This window comes from Thermaerobacter sp. FW80 (assembly GCF_004634385.1).
Taxonomy (GTDB): Bacteria; Bacillota; Sulfobacillia; order Thermaerobacterales; family Thermaerobacteraceae; genus Thermaerobacter; species Thermaerobacter composti.
This window is the reverse complement of sequence record NZ_CP037895.1, coordinates 357329-376913: the sequence shown is the minus strand read 5'-3', so window position 1 is coordinate 376913 and position 19585 is coordinate 357329. Positions and strand designations below refer to the sequence as shown.

Below are 19585 nucleotides of genomic sequence, written 5' to 3'. Positions count from 1 at the left end.
GGGTGACGGAGGGCTGGGAGTCCGCTGCCCGGTTCCTGGGCTTGGTGTTCGTCGATCTGCTGTTGGCCGGGGACAACGCGGTGGTCATCGCCCTGGCGGCGCGGCGGCTGCAGGGGCGGCTGCGCCGCCAGGCCATCTGGCTGGGCGCCGGCGGCGCCGTGGCGCTGCGGCTGGTGCTGGCGGCCGCCATCACCTGGTTGCTGCACGTCCCGCTCCTGCAGGCGCTGGGCGGTCTTCTGCTGCTATGGATCGCCCGCAAGCTGGTGACCGACGACCGGGGCGGTCCCGAGGAGGTGCGCGCGGCCGGGAGCGTCTGGGAGGCGGTCCAGACCATCATCCTGGCTGACGTGGTGATGTCCCTGGACAACGTGCTGGCACTGGTGGGCGTCTCAGGCGGCCACCTGGGGCTCCTGCTCGCCGGCCTCGCGCTGTCGGTGCCCCTGATCGTCTGGGGCAGCTCGCTCCTCAGCGGCCTGATGGACCGCTGGCCGTGGCTGGTCTATGCCGGAGCCGCCATCCTGGTGTGGGTCGCCGTGGAGATGGTGATGGACGACCGGGTGGTCCACCAGGCGCTGGCCGGCGTGTCCGAAGGCGTACTCCTGACCGCCCACGTCCTGGTGACCCTGCTGCTGGCGGGTCTGCTGATCCTGGAGGGCGTGCGGAGCGGCGAGGCTCCCGCACCAACAGGCCAAGCTTCCGTGGGAACAGGCGAGGCTCCTGTGCCCGCGGGCAAGGCTCCCGTGCCGGCGGACGAGGCGCTGAAGCGGACCGGCGCGGCCGCAGGCGACGCGCCATCGGAAGGGCGGTCCGGCCCTGCGGGACGGGTGGACGGAACCATCCCGCGCGGTGGCTCCAGCTCCAGCGGCCCTTCCCGTGCGGACGAACCCGCCCGCGGCGACACCGGCTCGGCCGACGGCCGGCCGGCGGCCGCGGGGTGGCGCCCCGCACCGGCGCCCGCGGACGCGGCGCAACCCACCGCGCCGCCCGCCCGTCCCGTCGGCGACCCGACCCGTCCCGGGGCAGGGCCGGAGGAAACGTGACCCCGGCAACGCCCGGAGGGCCGCAGCCCTGCGGGGCCGCGGCCGGCAAGGAGGGCTTACGCCGGCACCGCTGCGGCCAGCTGCCAGACCGACGCCTCGGTGGCGGCGTCGAACAGGTGCAGGTGGCCGGTCTCCAGCGTCAGGGCGAGCCGATCGCCCGGCCGCAACACCATGCGGGGGTCGACCCGGACCGTGAGGGCCAGGGACCCGGCCGTGACGTAGACGTACGTCTCCGCCCCCAGCGGTTCCACCACCTCCACGGTGGCCACCAGGTGCGGACCCTGGCCGGCTGCGCCCCCGGAGGCTCCCGTCCCGGCGACGGACCCCTCGTCCGCAAGGCGGGCCTGGACGTGCTCCGGTCGGACGCCCAGGATGGCGTCGCGACGCCCTTGGCCGGACGCGCCCGCACGGTCGCCGTCCGAGGATCCGAGCCCGTCGCCCGTGCGCAGGTACGCGGCGGCCGCCTCCGCCAGCTCGCCCTCCAGCCGGCACGTCAGGCCCTCGCCGGTGAACCAGACGCCGTCCTCCCGGCTCTCCACCTGTCCCCGGACGAAGTTCATCGGCGGCGAGCCGATGAAGGAGGCGACGAACACGTTGGCCGGACGCGCGTAGATCTCGTGGGGCGTGGCCACCTGCTGCAGCTTGCCGTCGCGGAGCACGGCGATGCGGTCGCCCAGGGTCATGGCCTCCACCTGGTCGTGGGTGACGTAGATCGTGGTGGTGCCCAGGCGCTGGTGCAAGCGGGCCAGCTCCGTGCGCATCTGCACGCGCAGCTGGGCGTCCAGGTTGGAGAGGGGTTCGTCCATCAAGAACACCTTCGGATCGCGGACGATGGCGCGCCCCAGGGCCACGCGCTGGCGCTGACCGCCGGACAGCTGGGCCGGCCGGCGCTTCAGGAGGTGGGTGAGGCCCAGCGTCTCCGCCGCCTGGCGGACGCGCCGGTCGATCTCGTCCCGCGGGACCTTGCGCATGCGCAGACCGAAGGCCATGTTGTCGTAGACGGTCATGTGCGGGTAGAGGGCGTAGTTCTGGAAGACCATGGCCACGTCCCGATCCTTGGGCGGGACGTCGTTGACGTTGCGATCGTCGATGTAGATCTCGCCCTCGGTCACGTCCTCGAGTCCCGCGATCAGCCGCAGGAGCGTGGACTTGCCGCAGCCCGAGGGTCCCACCAGCACCAGGAACTCGCCGTCGGCGATGTCCAGCGACACCCGGTCGACGGCGACGGTGGAACCGAAGCGCTTGGTCACCTCCACCAGCTGGACCCGTGCCATCCACCCATCCCCCATCTGCAGGCAAGCGGTCTTGCCGTAAGGGTTCGCCGCCGAGGCGCTACGCGCACTCCAGCGATCGCGTCGACTCCGTGCACCCCCGCGGCCGCGTCGACGAAGCCGAAGCCGATGCGGAGCGAAGCGCCTGGACAGCCGTGCCGGCTTGACGCCGTGCGCCCTTCACCTTGCCGCCTTGCGCTCTTCACCGTCGCGGCGCCCGACGCCGACCGAGGGCTTTCCAGAGCCCCCTCCCGGCGGCATCCCCCATGGGCGGGGTGCCGCATGATCGACGGGGGTGCCGCATGACGGACAGCGCAGCCTCCATACTATGGTTGCGCTCGGTCGCAGCTTGCGATCGGCGCAACCTGCGCTTCACACCATCGCAACATTCGCACGGAACGGATTCGCACGGAACGGCGTCGATTCCTGCTGCGACGACCCGCGGCGGCCGGGACCTCCGGCGGATTCCGTCAGCTCGCGGGCTCGCCGGCGCGGACCTCCGCGTGCCGACGCGCCCCCCCGGGCGAAGAGGCCTTCCCGCCCGCTTGTGGTAAAAGGACCTGGGGGGTGCTCCTTCGCCTCGGCAAGTCCCTCCGGAGGTGGTAACATGCGGGGAATCTGGCGATGGCTGGCCATCCTGGCGGCGGTCGCGCTCGTGGTGACGGCCTGCGGCCGGGGTGGCACAGGCGCCGGCGACCAGCAGGGTGCCGCCGGGGAAGGCGGGGGTGAACTGACGGTCATCGGGCCCTGGGCGGGTCCCGAGATGGAGCAGTTCCTGCCCGTGCTGCAAGAGGCGGAGAAGCGCCTTGGCGTCACGATCCGCTACCAGACCCAGCGCGCCGAGGATCTCGCCCAGGTGCTGCCGGCGCAGTTCGAGGCCGGCACGGCGCCGGGCGACGTGATCTTCATGTGGGACTGGTGGGTCAAGGAGCACGCCGATCACGCCGTCGACCTCAAGGACATCTGGGAGCCGGAGGCCTCCGCCTTCCGCATGCCGGCGGCGGAGGCCGAGGGAAAGGTGGTGGCGGTGCCGTACGCCCTGACCGTCAAGCCGGGGTTCTGGTACCGCAAGTCGTTCTTCGCCGAGCACGGGCTCGAGCCGCCCACGACGTGGGAGGAGTTCATGGCCCTGCTCCAGCGTCTGGACCGGATCGAGGGCATCCAGGCCCCGGTGGTCAGCGGCGACGGCACCGGCTGGCCCCTGACCGACGTGGTGGAGCACTTCCTCATCGCCTTCGGCGGTCCCGACCTGCAGCGCGGCCTGATCGAAGGGCGCGTGGCCTGGACCGACCCCGAGGTGCAGGCGGTGTTCCGCGACCGCCTGGTCCCGGCGCTGGAGTACTTCAGCGATCCCATGGACTGGACCCAGGCGGCGGAGCTCTGGTGGCAGGGCGAGTACGGCCTCTACTTCATGGGCAACTGGCTGACCGGCATGGTGGACGACCCCTCGGATCTGGGCGTGTTCCCCTTGCCGGGGACGAAGGGCATGGTGGCGGCGACGGACTACGCCTTCATCCCGCGCCACAGCCCGCGGGTCGACAAGGCCAAGGAGCTGCTGGCCTTCCTGATCGGGCGCGAGGGCATGGAGCTACGCGCCAAGCAGGGCGGCAAGCTGTCGAACCGCACCGACGTGCCCGCCGATGCGCATCCCGATGTGGACCGGCAGGTGGCGGAGCTGCTGGAGGGCGTGGAGCTGCTGCCCGACCTGGACGACGCCATCGGCGGCGACTGGCAGCGCACCTTCTGGGACCAGCTCAAGCTCCTGTGGGTCCAGCCCGACCAGTGGCAGGGGGTCCTCGAGCGCCTTGAGCAGGAGCGCGGGAGGTAGCGGTCCGTGGCGAAGGCCGAGAACGGAGCGCTCCCTCGTCGGCGCCGGCGCGGCTGGGACCCCTTGTGGCTGGCCGCGCCGGCCCTCGCCCTGGTGCTGCTGCTGGTCGTCGTGCCGGCGGTCGAGACGCTGGTCCTGGCGTTCCTCGCCCCCGGCGGCGGATGGGCGGGCCTGCAGCACTTCGCCGCCGTGCTGCAGGACCCGGAGACCTATGCCCCCGGCCGCTTCCCCGGCCAACCACCGCCGTGGGGCTCGCTGCTGCACAACCTGGTGTGGATCGTCGTCCACCTCCCCCTGACGGTAGGGGTCGGGCTCGTCCTGGCCCTGGTGCTGCGGGAGGTGCGGGGAGCCGCGCTGCTGCGGGCCTTCGTCTTCCTGGGCATGGTGACGCCGCTGATCGTCGGCGGCGTGCTGGTGCGGTTCCTGTTCGACGAGAACGCCGGCGTGGTCCCCGCCCTGTTCGCCGCCCTGGGCATCGACGCCCTGGCCCGGACGTGGACGGCCTATCCCCAACTGGCGCTGCCCGCCCTGGTGCTCGGCTCCGTGTGGCTCTGGGCCGGCTTCGCCATGGTCCTCTACGCGGCGGGCCTCGGCACGATCCCCCGCGACTACTACGAGGCGGCGGCCGTCGACGGCGCGGGCTGGTGGGCGCGCTTCCGCCACATCACCTGGCCCGCCCTCCGGCCGGTGACGGCCGTCATCGTGGCGATGACGGTGCTCTGGGAGCTGAAGATCTTCGACCTGGTGTACACGGCCACCCAGGGCGGGCCCGGCGGGGCGACCATGGTCCTGGCGCTGCAGATGTACTTCTACGGGTTCCGTTCCCTGGATCCCCACCGGGCGGCGGCGGTGGCCACGTTGTTGACCCTCAGCACGCTGGCCATCGGCGTCTGGTTCCTGCGCACCGCGGAAGGAGGGGAGCGCGCGTGAGCCAGGAAGCGGCGGAGCGGCGCATGCCGGCACCGCGGACGCCGGACGGCGGGCGCCCCCCGGCGGCCTCCCGGCCCCGACGCGGGGTTCGGCCCCTCCGCCGGCGAGCGGTCGGCAGCCTGCTCCGCCATGGGGTCGCCTGGGCGCTCGGCCTGATCTGGGTGATCCCCTTCGCCGGGGTGGCGATGAGCGCCCTGCGGCCGCAGGAGGAGTTGCTGCACGGCTGGTGGCACCTCCAGCCGCTGACCCTGAGCGTCGACAACTTCACCCGCGCCCTGGACCACCCCACGGCGGCCATCGGTCAGGGCCTGTGGAACTCCCTGCTGGTGGCGATCCCCGGCACCCTGCTGCCGCTCCTCCTGGGCTCGCTGGCGGCGTACGGGCTGCTCCGCTCCCGATCCCGGGCCCGGCGTCCCCTGCTGCTGGCGGTGGTCCTGCTGCTGGCGGTCCCCCAGCAGATGGTGGCGGTGCCCCTCTTCCGCATGATGCGGGACGCGGGGCTGATCAACTCCCGTACGGGCCTGGTGCTCGCCCACACCGCCTGGGCGCTGCCGTGGATGATCATGTTCTTCCGGAACTACTTCGCCACCCTGCCGCGGGAGGTCGAGGAGGCGGCACTGCTGGACGGGGCCAGCCGCTGGCAGGTGTTCGTCCGGGTGATCCTGCCCATGAGCCTGCCCGCCCTGGCCTCGGCGGCCGCGCTCCAGTCCACCTGGGTGTGGAACGACTTCTTCCTGGCGCTGATCCTGATCTACCGGCCCGACCTGCTGGTGGCCACCCAGCGCATCCCCCTGTTGCGGGGGCAGTTCCACGTGGACTGGGGGCTGCTCTCCGCCGCCTCGGTGCTGGTCATGGCGGTGCCGGTGCTGGTCTTCGCGCTGCTGCAGCGCTACTACGTCAAGGGGCTGGTGGGCTGGACGCTGAAGTGAGGCGTCCACCCCCGGCGGCCCAAGGCCTGGTGCGCGGGCGAGGCACGGACGGCCCACGGCACCGCCGGGTGCGCGGGCGGGGGTGGTTGGCCCACGGCATGGCCGGGTGCGCGGCCGGGGGACGGTCGGCCCACGGCATGGCCGGGTGCGCGGCCGGGGGGCGGTCGGCCCCCGGCACGGCCTGGTGCGCCGGCGAGGGACGGTGCCCGGCGGCGCGTGCGCCGGAAAACGGCAGGGAGCGCGCCGGTGCCGGCGCCGGAGAGGGGCAGGTCGGCGACCGTGGCACGGTCGCGGTCCTTGACCGGTCGCGAGGTGCCTGCATAGCATGTTGGCCCGGACAGCATGGACGGGACCGACCCGTCGAGGGGGACCGGTTGCGTGCAGGCGCCGAGGCGAGAGGACGCCCGCCGCCAGGGCGAAGGCCTGGCCACCTTGTCGGAGGCGGCACCGCGGTCCAGCGGGGATGGAGGGGCTGACGGCATCGCGCCCCTCGCGCAGGAGGCGGACCGGCTCGCACAAGAAGGAGGTCGCGGGCAGCCCGCCGCCCCGGGCACGGCGACCTTGGAGCCGCCGGAGCGAGGAGGGGGTGGGGACCCGTCCGCCGTCCTCTCGATCCGGCCGCGGCAGGAGGTCGCCGGTCGCGGGCGGCCGTCGGCCGACGCGGCGGCGGGGCAGCCGGTTCCACCCACCCTGTGGTACAAGGACGCGGTCATCTACGAGGTGCACGTGCGCACCTTCTTCGACGGCAACGGCGACGGCACGGGGGACTTCCGCGGCCTGACGGCGAAGCTCGACTACCTGCAGGAGCTGGGCGTCACCGCCCTCTGGCTCCTGCCCTTCTACCCCTCGCCGCTGGCCGACGACGGCTACGACGTCGCCGACTACACCGCGGTCCATCCCGCCTACGGCACCCTGGGCGACTTCAAGCGCTTCCTGGCCGAGGCCCATCGCCGCGGCATGCGGGTCATCACCGACCTGGTGCTCAACCACACGTCCACCCAGCACCCCTGGTTCCAACGGGCCCGGCGCGCGCGGCCCGGCAGCCGCTGGCGCGACTTCTACGTCTGGAGCGACAGCCCGGACCGCTACCGCGGGGTGCGGGTGATCTTCCCCGACTACGAGGCGGACAACTGGACCTGGGATCCGGTGGCGCGGGCCTACTACTGGCACCGCTTCTACGCCCACCAGCCCGATCTCAACTACGACAACCCCATGGTGCGCCGGGCGATGCTGAAGGTGGTGGACTTCTGGCTGCGGCTGGGGGTCGACGGCTTCCGCCTCGACGCCCTGCCCTACCTGTTCGAGCGCGAGGGGACGGCCTGCGCCGGGCTGCCCGAGACCCACGCCTTCGTCCGGGAGCTGCGGGCGTACATCGAGGCGCGGTACGGCGAGCGGGTGCTGCTGGCGGAGGCCAACGAGCCGGCGGCGGAGCTCGCCCGCTACCTCCAGGGCGACGAGTGCCACATGGCCTTCCACTTCCCCCTGATGCCGCGCCTGTTCCTCGCCCTGGCCCGCGAGGAGGCGACGCCCATCCTCCAGGTCCTGCGGGACGAACCGGCCATCGCCCCGGCGTGCCAGTGGGCGCTGTTCCTCCGCAACCACGACGAGCTGACGCTGGAGATGGTGTCGCCGGAGGAGCGGGAGGAGTTGTGGCAGGCCTACGCCGCCGATCCGCAGGCGCGGGTGAACCTGGGCATCCGGCGCCGCCTGGCCCCCCTGCTGGGCAACGACCGGCGGCGCCTGGAGCTGGCCTACGCCCTGCTGTTCTCGCTGCCGGGCACCCCCGTCATCTACTACGGCGACGAGATCGGCATGGGCGACAACATCTACCTGCCCGACCGCCACGCCGTGCGCACCCCCATGCAGTGGAGCGGGGGGCGCAACGCGGGCTTCTCCACCGCCAACCCGCAGCGGCTGTGCGCGCCGGTGGTGGTCGACCCGCCCTACCACTACGAGGCCGTGAACGTCGAGGCCCAGCTCGCCAGCCCCGACTCGCTGCTCAACTGGCTGCGGCGGCTCATCGCCGTGCGCAAGCGCTTCCCCGCCTTTGGCCGCGGCGACCTCGAGCTGATCGCCGGCGACAACCGCCGGGTGTTGGCCTTCGTCCGCCGTCTGGGAGACCAGGCGATCCTGGTGGTCGCCAACCTCTCGCGGTTCGTCCAGGGGGTTCGGCTGGACCTGGCAGCGTATGCCGGTTGCCTGCCCGAGGACGCCTTCGGGGGCGCGACCCTGCCCCCCATCGAGCGACGGCCGTACTTCCTGACCCTGGGGCCCCACGGGTTCTACTGGTTCGTCCTGAAGCGTCCAGAGGGTGAGATTCCAGAGCCGCGCTGAGCCTCAAGGCGGGCAAAAGCCGCGACGGATGCGACGAGCCTGCCGAGGCGCTGAGGGACTCCGGCGCCGCGGGACCGCAAGGCAGGCACCGGGCGATGGGTCGCGTATTCTCTCCCCGGGAGGCCGTTGCAGGGGGTGAGGTCGTGGCCCAGAAGGCGGACGCGTCGGTCGCAGCCGACACGGTGCTGGTCGACCTGCGGGAGGCGGGCCAGGCGGAGCGCACGGCGGGCTATCTGATCCGCGCGCCCCACCCGGCGGTGATCGAGACCGGCGGCAAGGCCGGCGTCGAGGCCTGGCTCGAGGCCCTCGAGCAGCAGGGCATCCCGCGAGACGAGGTGGCGTACATCGTCGTGACCCACATCCACCTGGACCACGCCGGCGGTGCCGGCACCCTGGCCCGGTACCTGCCGCGGGCCCGGGTGGTGGTGCACCCCCGCGGCGCCCGGCACCTGGCGGACCCCACGCGGCTGGTGGAGGGGGCCCGCATGGTCTTCGGCCAGCGCCTGGAGGAGCTGTTCGGCCTCCCCGAGCCGGTGCCGGCCGAGCGCATCCTGGCGCCGGAGGCCGACGGCACCCTGGACCTGGGCGGCGGTCACCGGTTGCGCTTCATCGACGCCCCCGGCCATGCGCGTCACCAGTTCATGATCCTCGATGAGGCCACGGGCGTCCTCTTCAGCGGCGACGAGCTCGGGGTGCGGTACCCCGCCCTCTCCCGGCGCATCGGCCGCGACTACCTGCTGCCCTCGACAGCGCCCAATCAGTTCAACCCTGACGCCATGCTCCGCTCGGCCCGCTCCCTGCCGGCGCTGCGCCCGGCGGCCATGCTGCTGTCCCACTTCGGGGCGACGGGACTGACCGCCGACGAGGTGATCCAGCGCATGGAGGAGCAGGTGCCGCGGTTCGTCGCCTGCGGCGTGGTGGACGGCCGGGCCGCGAGTCCGCAGGAGACCCGGCGCCGGCTGGCGGAGCACATCCGCCGGGATGCCGAGGCCCACGGCCTGCAGTGGGCGGAGGTGGAACCGGCGGTGGCGCTGGACCTGGACATCTGCGCCCACGGCATCGCCGACTACCACCGCCGACGGGCACAGGGCAAGGTGTGAGGCCGCGCCGATGGACGTGAACGCGGCGGGCTGCAGCCGGCGCGACGGGCAGCCGACGGGCCGGGACGGGAGCGCCCAGCGGGTCGGGGGAGGGAAGGGGGATGACGGCCACGGTGGCGGACGCCTTTTCCGCGTATCTCGTGGAACGGCTTGACGACGGCACCCTGCGGCAAGGGGTGCGCACGCTGACGGCGGCGGACCTCCCCCCTGGCGAGGTCACGATCCGCGTGGCCTACTCCGGCGTGAACTACAAGGACGGCCTGGCCAGCCGGCCCGACGGCCGGGTGGTGCGGTCGTACCCGATGGTGCCCGGCATCGACCTGGCGGGGAAGGTCGTGGAGTCGGCGGATCCGCGGTTCCGCCCAGGCGACCCGGTCCTGGTGACGGGTTACGAGCTCGGGGTCAGCCACTACGGCGGCTACGCCCAGTACGCGCGGGTGCCCGCCGGCTGGGTCGTGCCCCTGCCCCGGGGGCTCGACCTGCGGGAGGCCATGATCCTGGGCACCGCGGGGTTCACCGCGGCCCTGGCCCTCCACCGCCTGGAAGACCACGGCCTGGCGCCGGGGCAGGGCCCGGTGCTGGTCACCGGCGCCTCGGGCGGAGTGGGCTCCATCGCGGTGGCCCTCCTGGCCCGGCGCGGCTACGAGGTGGTCGCCAGCACCGGCAAGGCCGAGGCGGTCGACTACCTGCGCCGGCTCGGAGCGAGCCGGGTCATCCCGCGGGACGAGGTGGCGGTGACTGGCGGCAAGCCGCTGGAGAAGCAGCAGTGGGCGGCGGCCATCGACGCCGTGGGCGGTGACACCCTCGCCCACGTGCTCCGCACCACCCGCTACGGCGGGGCCGTGGCGGCGGTGGGCCTGACGGGCGGAAGCCACCTGCACACCACCGTGTTCCCCTTCATCCTGCGCGGGGTGAGCCTGCTCGGCATCGACTCCGTCTACTGCCCCATGCCGCTGCGGATGCGGATCTGGCAGCGCCTGGCGGGGGACCTGCGGCCGGAGGCGCTGGAGGCGATGGTCTACCGGGAGGTTGGCTTGACCGAGTTGCCCCAGGCCTTCGACGACGTGCTGGCGGGGCGGGTACGGGGACGGATCCTCGTCCGCATCGCTTAGTCGTTGCTGGGCGGGGGCGCGGGCACCGGCACCGCGGACGGTCGGGATGGCGGGTGCCGCTGCGGGCCTTCAGGAGCGGCGACGGCCCGGCCTCTGCCCGGCTGGCAGGCGGGTGCCGGCCCGGCGCAGCAGACCGCCGAGGCCACGGCCGGCCAGCGAGCCCAACCGCAGGCCCAACCGCACCAGCGCCCCCGTCCCCCTCCGGCCCAGGTGCCATGCGCCGCGTCCCGTGGCCGCGAGCACGTCCCGGGTCCCATCCCGGACAAGGCGCCAGTCGTGCTCGACGGTGACCCCATCGAGACCGGCCTGGCGTAACACCCGGGCCTGGACGGGGGCGGGCAGGGACCGCAGGGCCTGCCGCAGGGCGAAGAGGGCCACCAGGAGGTCGTCCAACTGGCCCAGGACGGGGATGAACCCGGGCAGCGGGTCAAGGGGAGCGAACAGATAGGCCAGGCCGGCCAGGACGAACCGGCGTGCCCGGCCGCTGCCCGGCACCTGGGCTTGGGGCCCGAGGCCTAGGATGAGTCGGGCCAGCTTCACGTACCGGGGCAGCCGGGATGCCACCTCGCCCAGCCGGGCCAGCTGCTCCGCCGACATGCCCCGGCCGGTGGAACCGGTTTGCCGCCGGCCGCCGGCCGCAGCCGGGCTGCCGCCGGCCCGCCGGGCTGCGGGGTCCTTTGCGAACATCGACGGGGCCATGGTCGGCGAACCCTCCTCGGAGGCCCTCGGGATTGTCCCGCTCTTCACCCTCTACATGGTATGCGACGGGGTCGGGACACGCCTCCTTGCCGGCCGGACGTCGGTTCGGAGGCCCACCGGCAGGGATCCCTTCCCGCCTCTGAGAACCTGTTTCCCACCACGTCACCTCGGGCGGCGGATCCCGTCGCGACCACCAGGGAGATGCGGCGCCGGCCGGCGGGTTCCACCCCATGCCGTGGGCGGTCGGGGACCGTCCCGGCCGCTCCACCCAACGACCTACCACAGGGGGGATGGGTCATGGCGGCGGTGCAGGAGGGGACCCTGCTCTGGACGCCCTCGGCCGAGTTCCAGCGACGGTCCCGGATGCGCCACTACATGGATTGGCTGGCGCGGCGCCGGGGCTTGCGCTTCGAGACCTACGACGCCCTCTGGCAGTGGTCGGTCCGGGATCTCGAGGGCTTCTGGAGCAGCCTCTGGGAGTACTTCGACGTCCAGGCGTCGGCGCCCTACGAGAGGGTCCTGGCCAGCCGGCAGATGCCGGGGGCCCGGTGGTTCCCGGGCGCCCGCCTGAACTACGCGGAGCACGCCCTGCGGGCCGTGGCCGGCGGTGCGGCGGACGGCGGTGCGGACGCCGCCCGGTCCCCCGGCCCCACGGCGGGCGCAGCGGGCGGTCCGCGGGTCGATCCTGCCAGTCCGGCTGTGATCTTCCAGTCGGAGCTGCGGCCCCGCACGACCTTGTCCTGGTCCGACCTGGCGGCCCAGGTGGCGGCCGTGGCCGCCGGGCTGCGGGCGCTGGGGGTCGGTCGCGGAGACCGGGTGGTGGCCTACGTCCCCAACATCCCCGAAGCCCTGGTGGCCTTCCTGGCCACGGCCAGCCTGGGCGCCATCTGGTCCAGCTGCTCCCCCGACTTCGGCGCGCCCAGCGTGGTCGACCGCTTCCGGCAGATCGAGCCCAGGGTCCTCTTCGCCGTCGACGGCTATCGCTACAACGGCCGCGACTACGATCGCCGGGCGGTGGTGGCGGAGCTCCAGCGGCAGCTTCCCACCCTGGAGGCCACCATCCTGATCCCCTACCTGGATCCCGACCGGACCGGGCGCGGCGGTGGCACCACCGTGGGCCGTACCGGCTCGGCGGTGCACGCTGCCCTGGCGGCCTCGGGGGGCAGCGGTGGGACGTCGGCAGAGGTTCGCGAGAGCGGCGGCACGGGTATGGGTGGGAACGACCGTGCCGCGGGCGGCGCCGGGATGGGTGGCGTCGCAGGGGCGGGGTTCTTCCCAGGACGAACCCTGCCCTGGTCGGACCTGCTGCGCCAGCGGGGTCCGCTCACCTTCGAGCAGGTGCCCTTCGACCACCCGCTGTGGGTGCTCTACAGTTCGGGCACCACGGGCCTTCCCAAGCCCATCGTCCAGGGGCACGGCGGCATCCTCCTCGAACACCTCAAGATGCTGGCACTCCACAGCGACCTCGGGCCGGGGGACAGGTTCTTCTGGTTCACCACCACGGGCTGGATGATGTGGAACTTCCTGATCAGCGGCCTTTTGGTGGGGGCGACGGTGCTACTGTACGACGGCAGCCCGGGCTATCCCGACATGAACGCCCTGTGGCGGTTCGCCGAGGCGACGGGGATGACGCTGTTCGGGACCAGCGCCGCCTACATCACGAACTGCATGAAGGCGGGCATCGAACCCGGGCGGGACTTCGACCTCAGCGCCTTGAAGAGCGTGGGGTCCACCGGCTCGCCCCTCTCGCCCGAGGGATTCCAGTGGCTCTATGACCACGTCAAGCGGGATCTGTGGGTGGCCTCGGTGAGCGGCGGCACAGACCTCTGCACGGCCTTTGTGGGCGGCTGCCCGCTGCTGCCGGTCCACGCGGGCGAGATCCAGTGCCGCTGCCTGGGGGCCGACGTACAGGCCTTCGACGAGGAGGGCCGGCCGGTGGTGGACCAGGTGGGCGAGCTGGTGATCACCCAGCCCATGCCGTCCATGCCGCTGTTCTTCTGGAACGATCCCGACGGCAAGCGGTATCGGGAGAGCTATTTCGCGATGTTCCCCGGCGTCTGGCGCCACGGCGACTGGATCAAGATCACGTCCCGGGGCAGCGTGGTGATCTACGGCCGGTCGGATTCCACCATCAACCGCCACGGCGTCCGCATGGGCACCAGCGAGATCTACCGGGTGGTGGAGGACATCCCCGAGGTGCTGGACAGTCTGGTGGTCGACCTCGAGCTGCCGGGCCGGGGGGCGTACATGCCGCTGTTCGTGGTGCTGCGGGAAGGGGTCGAACTCGACGACGAGCTGCGCGACCGCATCAAGCGGCGGATCCGGGAGAGCCTCTCGCCCCGTCACGTGCCCGACGACATCGTGGCGATCCCCGAGGTGCCGCGGACGCTGAACGGCAAGAAGCTCGAGGTGCCGATCAAGAAGATCCTCATGGGCGTACCGCGGGAGAAGGCGGTGAACCCGGATTCGATGAGCAATCCGGGGGCGCTGGGGTTCTTCGAGCAGTTCGCCCAGCAGCTGTCGGCGGCAAGCTGAAGGCGTCGTGACGAAGGCTGCCGGTGCCGGGGGCCCGTCGGCCGCCTGGTGCCGGCAGCTTTCGTTTTGTCGACAGGAACGGTCGTCGCCGTGTTGCCGAAGTTTCCCCAAGCCTTGATGGGCCCTTAACGGCTGCGGCGGCCGGCCGCGGTAAGGTGGGGACGGGGAGCGGGCAGAGGAGGGTGGGACCACGACGGGGGCGCAGCCGAAGGAGGTGAACGCACCTGGCATCCCCAGTCCGAGCGGACCCCCGTGGGGCACGGCTGGTGATCTTCGATCTTGACGGCACCCTGTACGACGACTTGCTGTACTCTGTCGCGTATACGCGGGCGCTGGCGGCCCACCTGCCCGAGTCCCTTCGCGATGCCTTCCTGCGGGAGGCGTTCCCGTTCTCCGACGTGAACCGGCGCCTGCGCATGGGAAGGATCTACGACCGGATCGAGGACGTCCTGCTAGGCCACCCGCGGCTGGAACCCGGCGTGGTGGTCGGTTGGGAGGGAACGTCGGCATCGCGGTGGCGGCCGGTCGCCGACGCCGGTGGCTATGTCGGGGCGCCGGGCCGATACCTGGCCCTCGGGGATGCGTGGATGTTGGCGACGGCCACGGCGCTGCGGTTTGGGACAGAGCCTCTCCGGGTGCTGGTGACCAATGCGACCGCGCGCCACGCCGAAACGATCCTGGGCGCCATCGGCCTCGAAGGAGCCTTCAGCCACCGCGTCACCGAGGCCGGCAAGCCCCAAGGATGGCGACGCATCATCCCATGGCTGGAGCAGACCACCGGCGTTCCGCGCGACTCGATGCTGGTGGTGGGTGACAACTTGCTCAACGATGTCCTGCCCGTCCGTGAGCTGGGGGTCCAGGCCGTGCTGCTGGACCGGTACGGCCTCTACCCGCGGTACCCCGCCCGGGACTGGGCGGTCATCCGGTCCCTCGAGCCCCTGTTCACGGCCCTCGCGCCGAAGGCGGGCCGGCGCCTCGTACCTTCTTGAGGACCGGATCGGCCAGGCGAACCGGGAGGCGGCCCTGCCCGCCGAACCGCGCTCGTGCCCTCTTAAGGCCCATGCGCGAGGGCTTCCCGGCTGGCACGGCGGCCGCTACACTGTCTGGCGAGAGAGCGGGCGCGGGCCGCGTGTCCGCAGCAGGGGGCGGCGTTAGGGGTCCGATGGACGCGACGACGTCGGGCGGGTCCGGTCACGCGGTGCGAGCGACCGCGGATGGTCGGGCCATGGGCCAGCGGTGCCGACGACGCCGGCAACGGTGCCAACGAGGCCGGTGGTGGGGCCGCGGGCCTTTGGTGTCGACGTGCCGAGGGGCGGGCCTGGCGCCCTGGGTGCCGACGCTGGCGATGCGCCAGGGAGCGGCGGAATACCATGACCCAGGCGTTGTGCGGCGTCTGGGGAAGGGGCAGTCCATCGCACGGGCCGGCGGGATGGCGCCGGCCCGCGGAGTTTGCGGCGGAGGTTGGTCCAGGTTCCCATGGATCGCGGTCTACCGTCCTTGGCGTGGGCCCTCGAGCGGCAGCGGCCGCTGACCTGTGCCCATCGCGGCGGCCGCGCGCGGGCCCCGGAGAACACCCTGTCCGCCTTCCGGGAGGCGGTGGCGGCCGGGGTCGACATGGTGGAGCTCGACGTGCAGCTGACGGCCGACGGCGAGGTGGTGGTCTTCCACGACGCCGACCTGCGCCGGACCACCAACGGCAAGGGGAGGGTGGCCGAGGCCCGGTGGGACGAGGTGCGCCAGCTGGACGCCGGTGCCTGGTTCGGCGGCCGGTTCCGCGGGGAGCGCGTCCCCACCCTGGCGGAGGTGCTCCACTGGGCCCGGGGCCGGGTGTACCTGCAGATCGAGCTCAAGCCGTACGGCCGCGACGCCGCCGCCCTATGCGAGCGGGTGGTCGAGCTGGTGCGGCAGCGGGACATGCACGACCAGGTGATGCTGCTGTCCTTCGACCACTACGTGCTGCGGTGGTGCAAGGAGGTGGCCCCCGACATCATGACGGGCGCCATCTGCCAGGCCCGGCTGATCGACCCGGTCGCGGTGGCGCGGTCGGCCGGTGCGGACGTCTTCTGCGTGGATGCCGAGCACCTGGCGCCGGAGGAGGTCTACCTGCTCCACCGGGCGCAGATCGCGGTCCACAGCTTCGGCGAGAGCCGCGCGGTTCTGCGGGAGCTGGCGGGCTGGGGGGTGGACATCCTCCAATCCGACGACCCGCAGGCCCTTGGGGAGTTCGCCATGGCGCGCCGCTAGGCGCCGGGGTCGTCCGGGTGAGCTTGTCCGTCTCCCGGCCCGCCCTGTGCCGGCCGCCGGTCGTAGCTGCCGATGGCGGCCGCCCTTCGGGTTTGGCCAATGAACACAACATGTTGTAGGATGGCGTCGAACAAAATTCCATATCTGGCATGTGGCTGCGGTCCGCGCTGCGCCCCCGAGGGCGAGGACCCAGCCACGGCGCGGTGCCTGTCCGACAGGGCAGGGCGCGGCCACCGGAGCGCATCGCCCCCGACGGGGGATCGCGCTCCCGATGAGCGGATCCTGGCGGGGACCGTCCTCCCAGGCGGTCCGCGAGGGCGACCGCGGCGGCGGGGCCATGGTCCGGCCGCGGCGCCGGTGGCCCGCTGGGGGAAGACCGGTGAGAGTCCGGCGCTGTCCCGCAACGGTGACCGGCGCGCCGGAACCGGTGCACGGGATCGATGCCCGGTGTGCGAGGCCATCGACCCGCGCCCGGGGACGGCGGCGCCGGAAGCCCGAGTACCCACACCGCGCCTCCGTTCCGCCCCCGCGGAGGGGTGAGGGCGGGCCGAGCGCGGGCATTCCCTTGCCATGCAACCCGGCCCCCCGTGGGCCGGGTTTCGTTTCCCTCCCGCCAGCCGACGGCATCCACGCCGGTCTCCATCGCCTGGCGGGGCGGGCCGGGGGCACCCGCCGGCTCCTCCCCTCCTCCGTGCCGCGCCGATGGCGCTGGGGCGGAACCGCCAGGGGAGGGGAGGAAGCCCATGGACGACGTCCTCCGCCGGCTGACCGCCGGCCTACCCGATGCGGCCCGCCTCGAGCAGATCCTGCGCCGCGATCTGAAGTGGGTGGCAGCCGGCTCTCCTGGGGCCGGGATCCTCGCCGCGTCCCCAGCCGACTCGGTCGGCTCCCTCGCCGGCGGTTTGGCATCGCCCGGCGTCGTCGCCGCGCCCGCCGGAACCGCTACCGCGCCCGTCGGAACGGCTACCGAACCCGCCGGGACCGCCACCGAACTGGAGGAGCTCCTGGTCCAGGCCGCCACCCAGCACCTGCACCGGGAGCCGCGGATGGAACGGGTGGCGGTGCGGGCGCGGCTGCGCCAGCTCTACCGGTTCGTCCTGGGGGAACCGGACCCGTCCCCGGCGGCCTACCGGGCCGCCTTCCCGGCCTACATCCGCAAGGGCGTGGCCTGCGGTGCCCTGGACCAGCGGCTGCTGGCCTTCGACCTCGACGCGCTGGCGGCCGCCCTGGACCCGGAGCGGGACGAGACCTTGCCCTTCATCGGCCTCGTCACCCTAATGGACCGGTACCTGGTGCGGGAGCCGGAGAGCCGCCGGTGCCTGGAGACGCCCCAGTTCCTCTTCATGCGGGTGGCCATGGGGCTGGCCCTGGCGGAGGAACCCGGCCAGCGGGAGGCCTGGGCCCGCCGGTTCTACCACGCCATGTCGACCTTCCGCTATCTGCCCAGCACGCCGACCCTGTTCAACGCCGGCACGCCCCACCACCAGCTCTCGTCCTGCTACCTGGCCGACGTCCACGACTCCATGGAGCACATCCTGGAGGCGGCCAGTGACTTCGGCCGGCTGGCCAAGTACGCCGGCGGCATCGGGGCCTCGGTGACGCGGCTGCGGGCGGCGGGATCGCCGGTGCGGGGGATCAACGGCGAGTCGTCGGGCGTCATCCCGTTCATCCACTTCTACGACGCCCTGATCAAGGCGGTGAACCAGGGTGGCCGCCGGCGGGGGACGCTGGCGGTGTACCTCGAGCCCTGGCACCTGGAGATCGAGGCCTTCCTCGACCTCAAGCGCAACAGCGGCGACCCGTACCTGCGGGCGCACAGCGTCAACACCGCCCTCTGGATCCCCGACGAGTTCCTGCGCCGCGTGGAGACCGGGGAGCCGTGGTACCTGTTCGACCCGGCCTACGTGCCGGAGCTGCCCGAGAAGGTGGGGCGAGCCTTCGCCGCGGCCTACGCCGAGCGCATCCGCCAGGCCGAGGCCGGGGCGCTGCCCGGCCGGGCGTGGAAGCGGGTGGACGCGCGCCAGCTCTTCCGGGAGATCCTGGCCACCCTGCAGGAGACCAGCCACCCCTGGCTGGTGTTCAAGGACGCCGGCAACCTGCGCTCGCTGCTGCCGGGGGTGATCCACTCCAGCAACCTCTGCACCGAGGTCTTCCTCCCCACCACCGCCGACGAGGTGGCGGTGTGCAACCTGGCCAGCGTCAACCTGGCCCGGCACCTGGGGCCGCAGGGCATCGACTGGGGCGCCTTGGCCGAGACGGTGGCCGTGGCCATGCGGGGGCTGGACAACGTCATCGACCTCAACCTCTATCCGATCGAGAAGGCGCGCCGCTCCAACCTGCGCCACCGGCCGGTGGGGCTGGGGGTGATGGGCTTCGCCGAGGCGGTCAACCGCCTGGGCTGGGGCTACGCCGACCCCCAGGCGGCCGAGCTGGCCGACCGGGTGCTGGAGTTCATCAGCTACCACGCCATCCTGGCCTCGTGCCGCCTGGCGGAAGAACGCGGCCCCTTCCCCGCCTTCGCCGAGAGCGGCTGGGCCCGCGGCCGGGTGCCCCTGGACACCCTGGCGGATCTCGAGGCCGGGCGCGGACAGCCCGTGGCGGTCGACCGCACGGCCCGTCTCGACTGGGATGCGGTCCGGGACCGGGTGCGCCGGGGCATGCGCAACGGCACGGTGCTGGCCGTCGCCCCGACCGCCACCATCAGCCTGATCGCCGGGACCACGCCGAGCCTGGATCCGCCCTACGCCAACGTCTTCTCCCGGCAGACCCTCTCGGGCAAGTTCCTCGAGATCAACCGCGTCCTGGTGGAGGAGCTGGAGCGGCGGGGCCTCTGGGAGGCCGCCCGCGACCGCATCGTGGAGGAACGCGGCGACCTCCAGCCCATCGCCGAGATCCCCGCCGATGTGCGCCGCCGCTACCCCACCGCGTACCAGGTGCCGCCCGAGGTTTACCTGGAGGTGGCGGCCCGCGCCCAGAAGTGGGTCGACATGGGCATCAGCCGCAACCTGTTCCTGGCCGACCGGGACCTGGGGGCCATGGAGCGGGTGTATCTCGAAGCTTGGCGGCGGGGGCTGAAGTCCACCTACTACCTCTTCATGGCGCCGCGGATGTACGCGGAGCCCTCGACGGTGCGAGTGAACAAGGCGCGCCGCAAACTGCGCTGGAACCTGGACGAACCGGCCGGAGCGGGGGCCAGCCCGGGTGGCGTGCACGCCAGCGTGAGCGTGACCGGAGCCGGGACCCACCCGAGCGCGGTGGAGACCAGCCCGGCCCGACCCGGATCCCACCCGGGCGGCGGGGAGGCACGCCCGGGCGGGTCCGAAGCCGGCCCGGCTGGCGCCGCGGCAGCCACCGGCGTCCCAGCGCCGGTCGCCGTGGATGCGCCGGCTGCCGAGCGTGAGGGGGTAGGGGATCCCCCGGACCTCGACGGACGCCCCGACGGGCGCCTTGGCGGGCGCGGGGCGAACGGCCTGCCGCAGGCGGCGTGCCGCGTTCGTCCCGAAGATCCGGATCTGATCTGCGAGTCGTGCCAATGAGCCGGTGACCCAGCGAGCCCCACGCGG

At 72.9% G+C, this 19585-nt stretch carries 13 protein-coding genes and 1 riboswitch; of the genes, 11 read left to right on the top strand and 2 right to left on the bottom strand.

The features are described 5' to 3' along the window. Window positions 1-2: 2 nt before the first annotated feature. Window positions 3-1040 carry a YjbE family putative metal transport protein gene (locus E1B22_RS01540; RefSeq protein WP_135224281.1) on the top strand — a complete coding sequence of 346 codons (1038 nt, stop codon included), beginning with the start codon at window positions 3-5 and terminating at the stop codon, window positions 1038-1040. A gap of 56 nt (window positions 1041-1096) precedes the next feature. Here the strand turns inward: E1B22_RS01540 and E1B22_RS01535 are convergent, their stop codons facing one another. Further along, window positions 1097-2314 (bottom strand): ABC transporter ATP-binding protein, encoded by a 1218-nt coding sequence (locus E1B22_RS01535; RefSeq protein WP_135224280.1) that lies wholly within the window; start codon window positions 2312-2314, stop codon window positions 1097-1099. A gap of 604 nt (window positions 2315-2918) precedes the next feature. Here E1B22_RS01535 and E1B22_RS01530 point away from each other — a divergent pair. From E1B22_RS01530 to E1B22_RS01505, 6 genes are all read left to right on the top strand, one after another. Further along, a complete protein-coding gene (locus E1B22_RS01530; RefSeq protein ID WP_135224279.1) occupies window positions 2919-4139 on the top strand; it encodes an ABC transporter substrate-binding protein in 1221 nt (406 codons plus the stop codon). Window positions 4140-4145: 6 nt separating this feature from the next. Then, window positions 4146-5069, top strand: a complete 924-nt coding sequence (locus E1B22_RS01525) for a carbohydrate ABC transporter permease (RefSeq protein WP_207669908.1) — start codon at window positions 4146-4148, stop codon at window positions 5067-5069. Then, complete coding sequence (locus tag E1B22_RS01520; RefSeq protein ID WP_207669907.1) at window positions 5066-5998, top strand: carbohydrate ABC transporter permease; 933 nt, start codon at window positions 5066-5068, stop codon at window positions 5996-5998. Before E1B22_RS01525 ends, E1B22_RS01520 begins: the two co-directional genes overlap by 4 nt. A gap of 378 nt (window positions 5999-6376) precedes the next feature. Then, on the top strand, window positions 6377-8332 hold the full coding sequence (gene treS / locus E1B22_RS01515; RefSeq protein WP_243123587.1) for a maltose alpha-D-glucosyltransferase: 1956 nt from the start codon (window positions 6377-6379) through the stop codon (window positions 8330-8332). A 143-nt stretch (window positions 8333-8475) separates the two neighbouring features. Beyond that, window positions 8476-9432 carry an MBL fold metallo-hydrolase gene (locus E1B22_RS01510; protein WP_243123585.1) on the top strand — a complete coding sequence of 319 codons (957 nt, stop codon included), beginning with the start codon at window positions 8476-8478 and terminating at the stop codon, window positions 9430-9432. Between the two features lie 101 nt (window positions 9433-9533). Then, window positions 9534-10544, top strand: coding sequence for an acryloyl-CoA reductase (locus E1B22_RS01505; RefSeq protein WP_207669906.1), 1011 nt, complete (start codon window positions 9534-9536; stop codon window positions 10542-10544). Window positions 10545-10613: 69 nt separating this feature from the next. Here E1B22_RS01505 and E1B22_RS01500 read toward each other — a convergent pair whose 3' ends face one another. After that, window positions 10614-11243, bottom strand: coding sequence for a YkvA family protein (locus E1B22_RS01500; protein WP_243123583.1), 630 nt, complete (start codon window positions 11241-11243; stop codon window positions 10614-10616). A 297-nt stretch (window positions 11244-11540) separates the two neighbouring features. On the opposite strand from E1B22_RS01500, the gene E1B22_RS01495 reads away from it, so the two are divergent. From E1B22_RS01495 to E1B22_RS01480, 4 genes are all read left to right on the top strand, one after another. Then, complete coding sequence (locus E1B22_RS01495) at window positions 11541-13778, top strand: acetoacetate--CoA ligase (protein ID WP_135224277.1); 2238 nt, start codon at window positions 11541-11543, stop codon at window positions 13776-13778. A 266-nt stretch (window positions 13779-14044) separates the two neighbouring features. Further along, a complete protein-coding gene (locus tag E1B22_RS01490) occupies window positions 14045-14767 on the top strand; it encodes an HAD family hydrolase (protein WP_243123580.1) in 723 nt (240 codons plus the stop codon). A 487-nt stretch (window positions 14768-15254) separates the two neighbouring features. Then, complete coding sequence (locus E1B22_RS01485) at window positions 15255-16022, top strand: glycerophosphodiester phosphodiesterase family protein (protein ID WP_135224276.1); 768 nt, start codon at window positions 15255-15257, stop codon at window positions 16020-16022. Window positions 16023-16390: 368 nt separating this feature from the next. Then, a riboswitch (cobalamin riboswitch) is annotated at window positions 16391-16526 on the top strand. A 239-nt stretch (window positions 16527-16765) separates the two neighbouring features. Then, complete coding sequence (locus E1B22_RS01480) at window positions 16766-19558, top strand: ribonucleoside-diphosphate reductase subunit alpha (protein WP_135224275.1); 2793 nt, start codon at window positions 16766-16768, stop codon at window positions 19556-19558. Window positions 19559-19585: the final 27 nt, after the last annotated feature.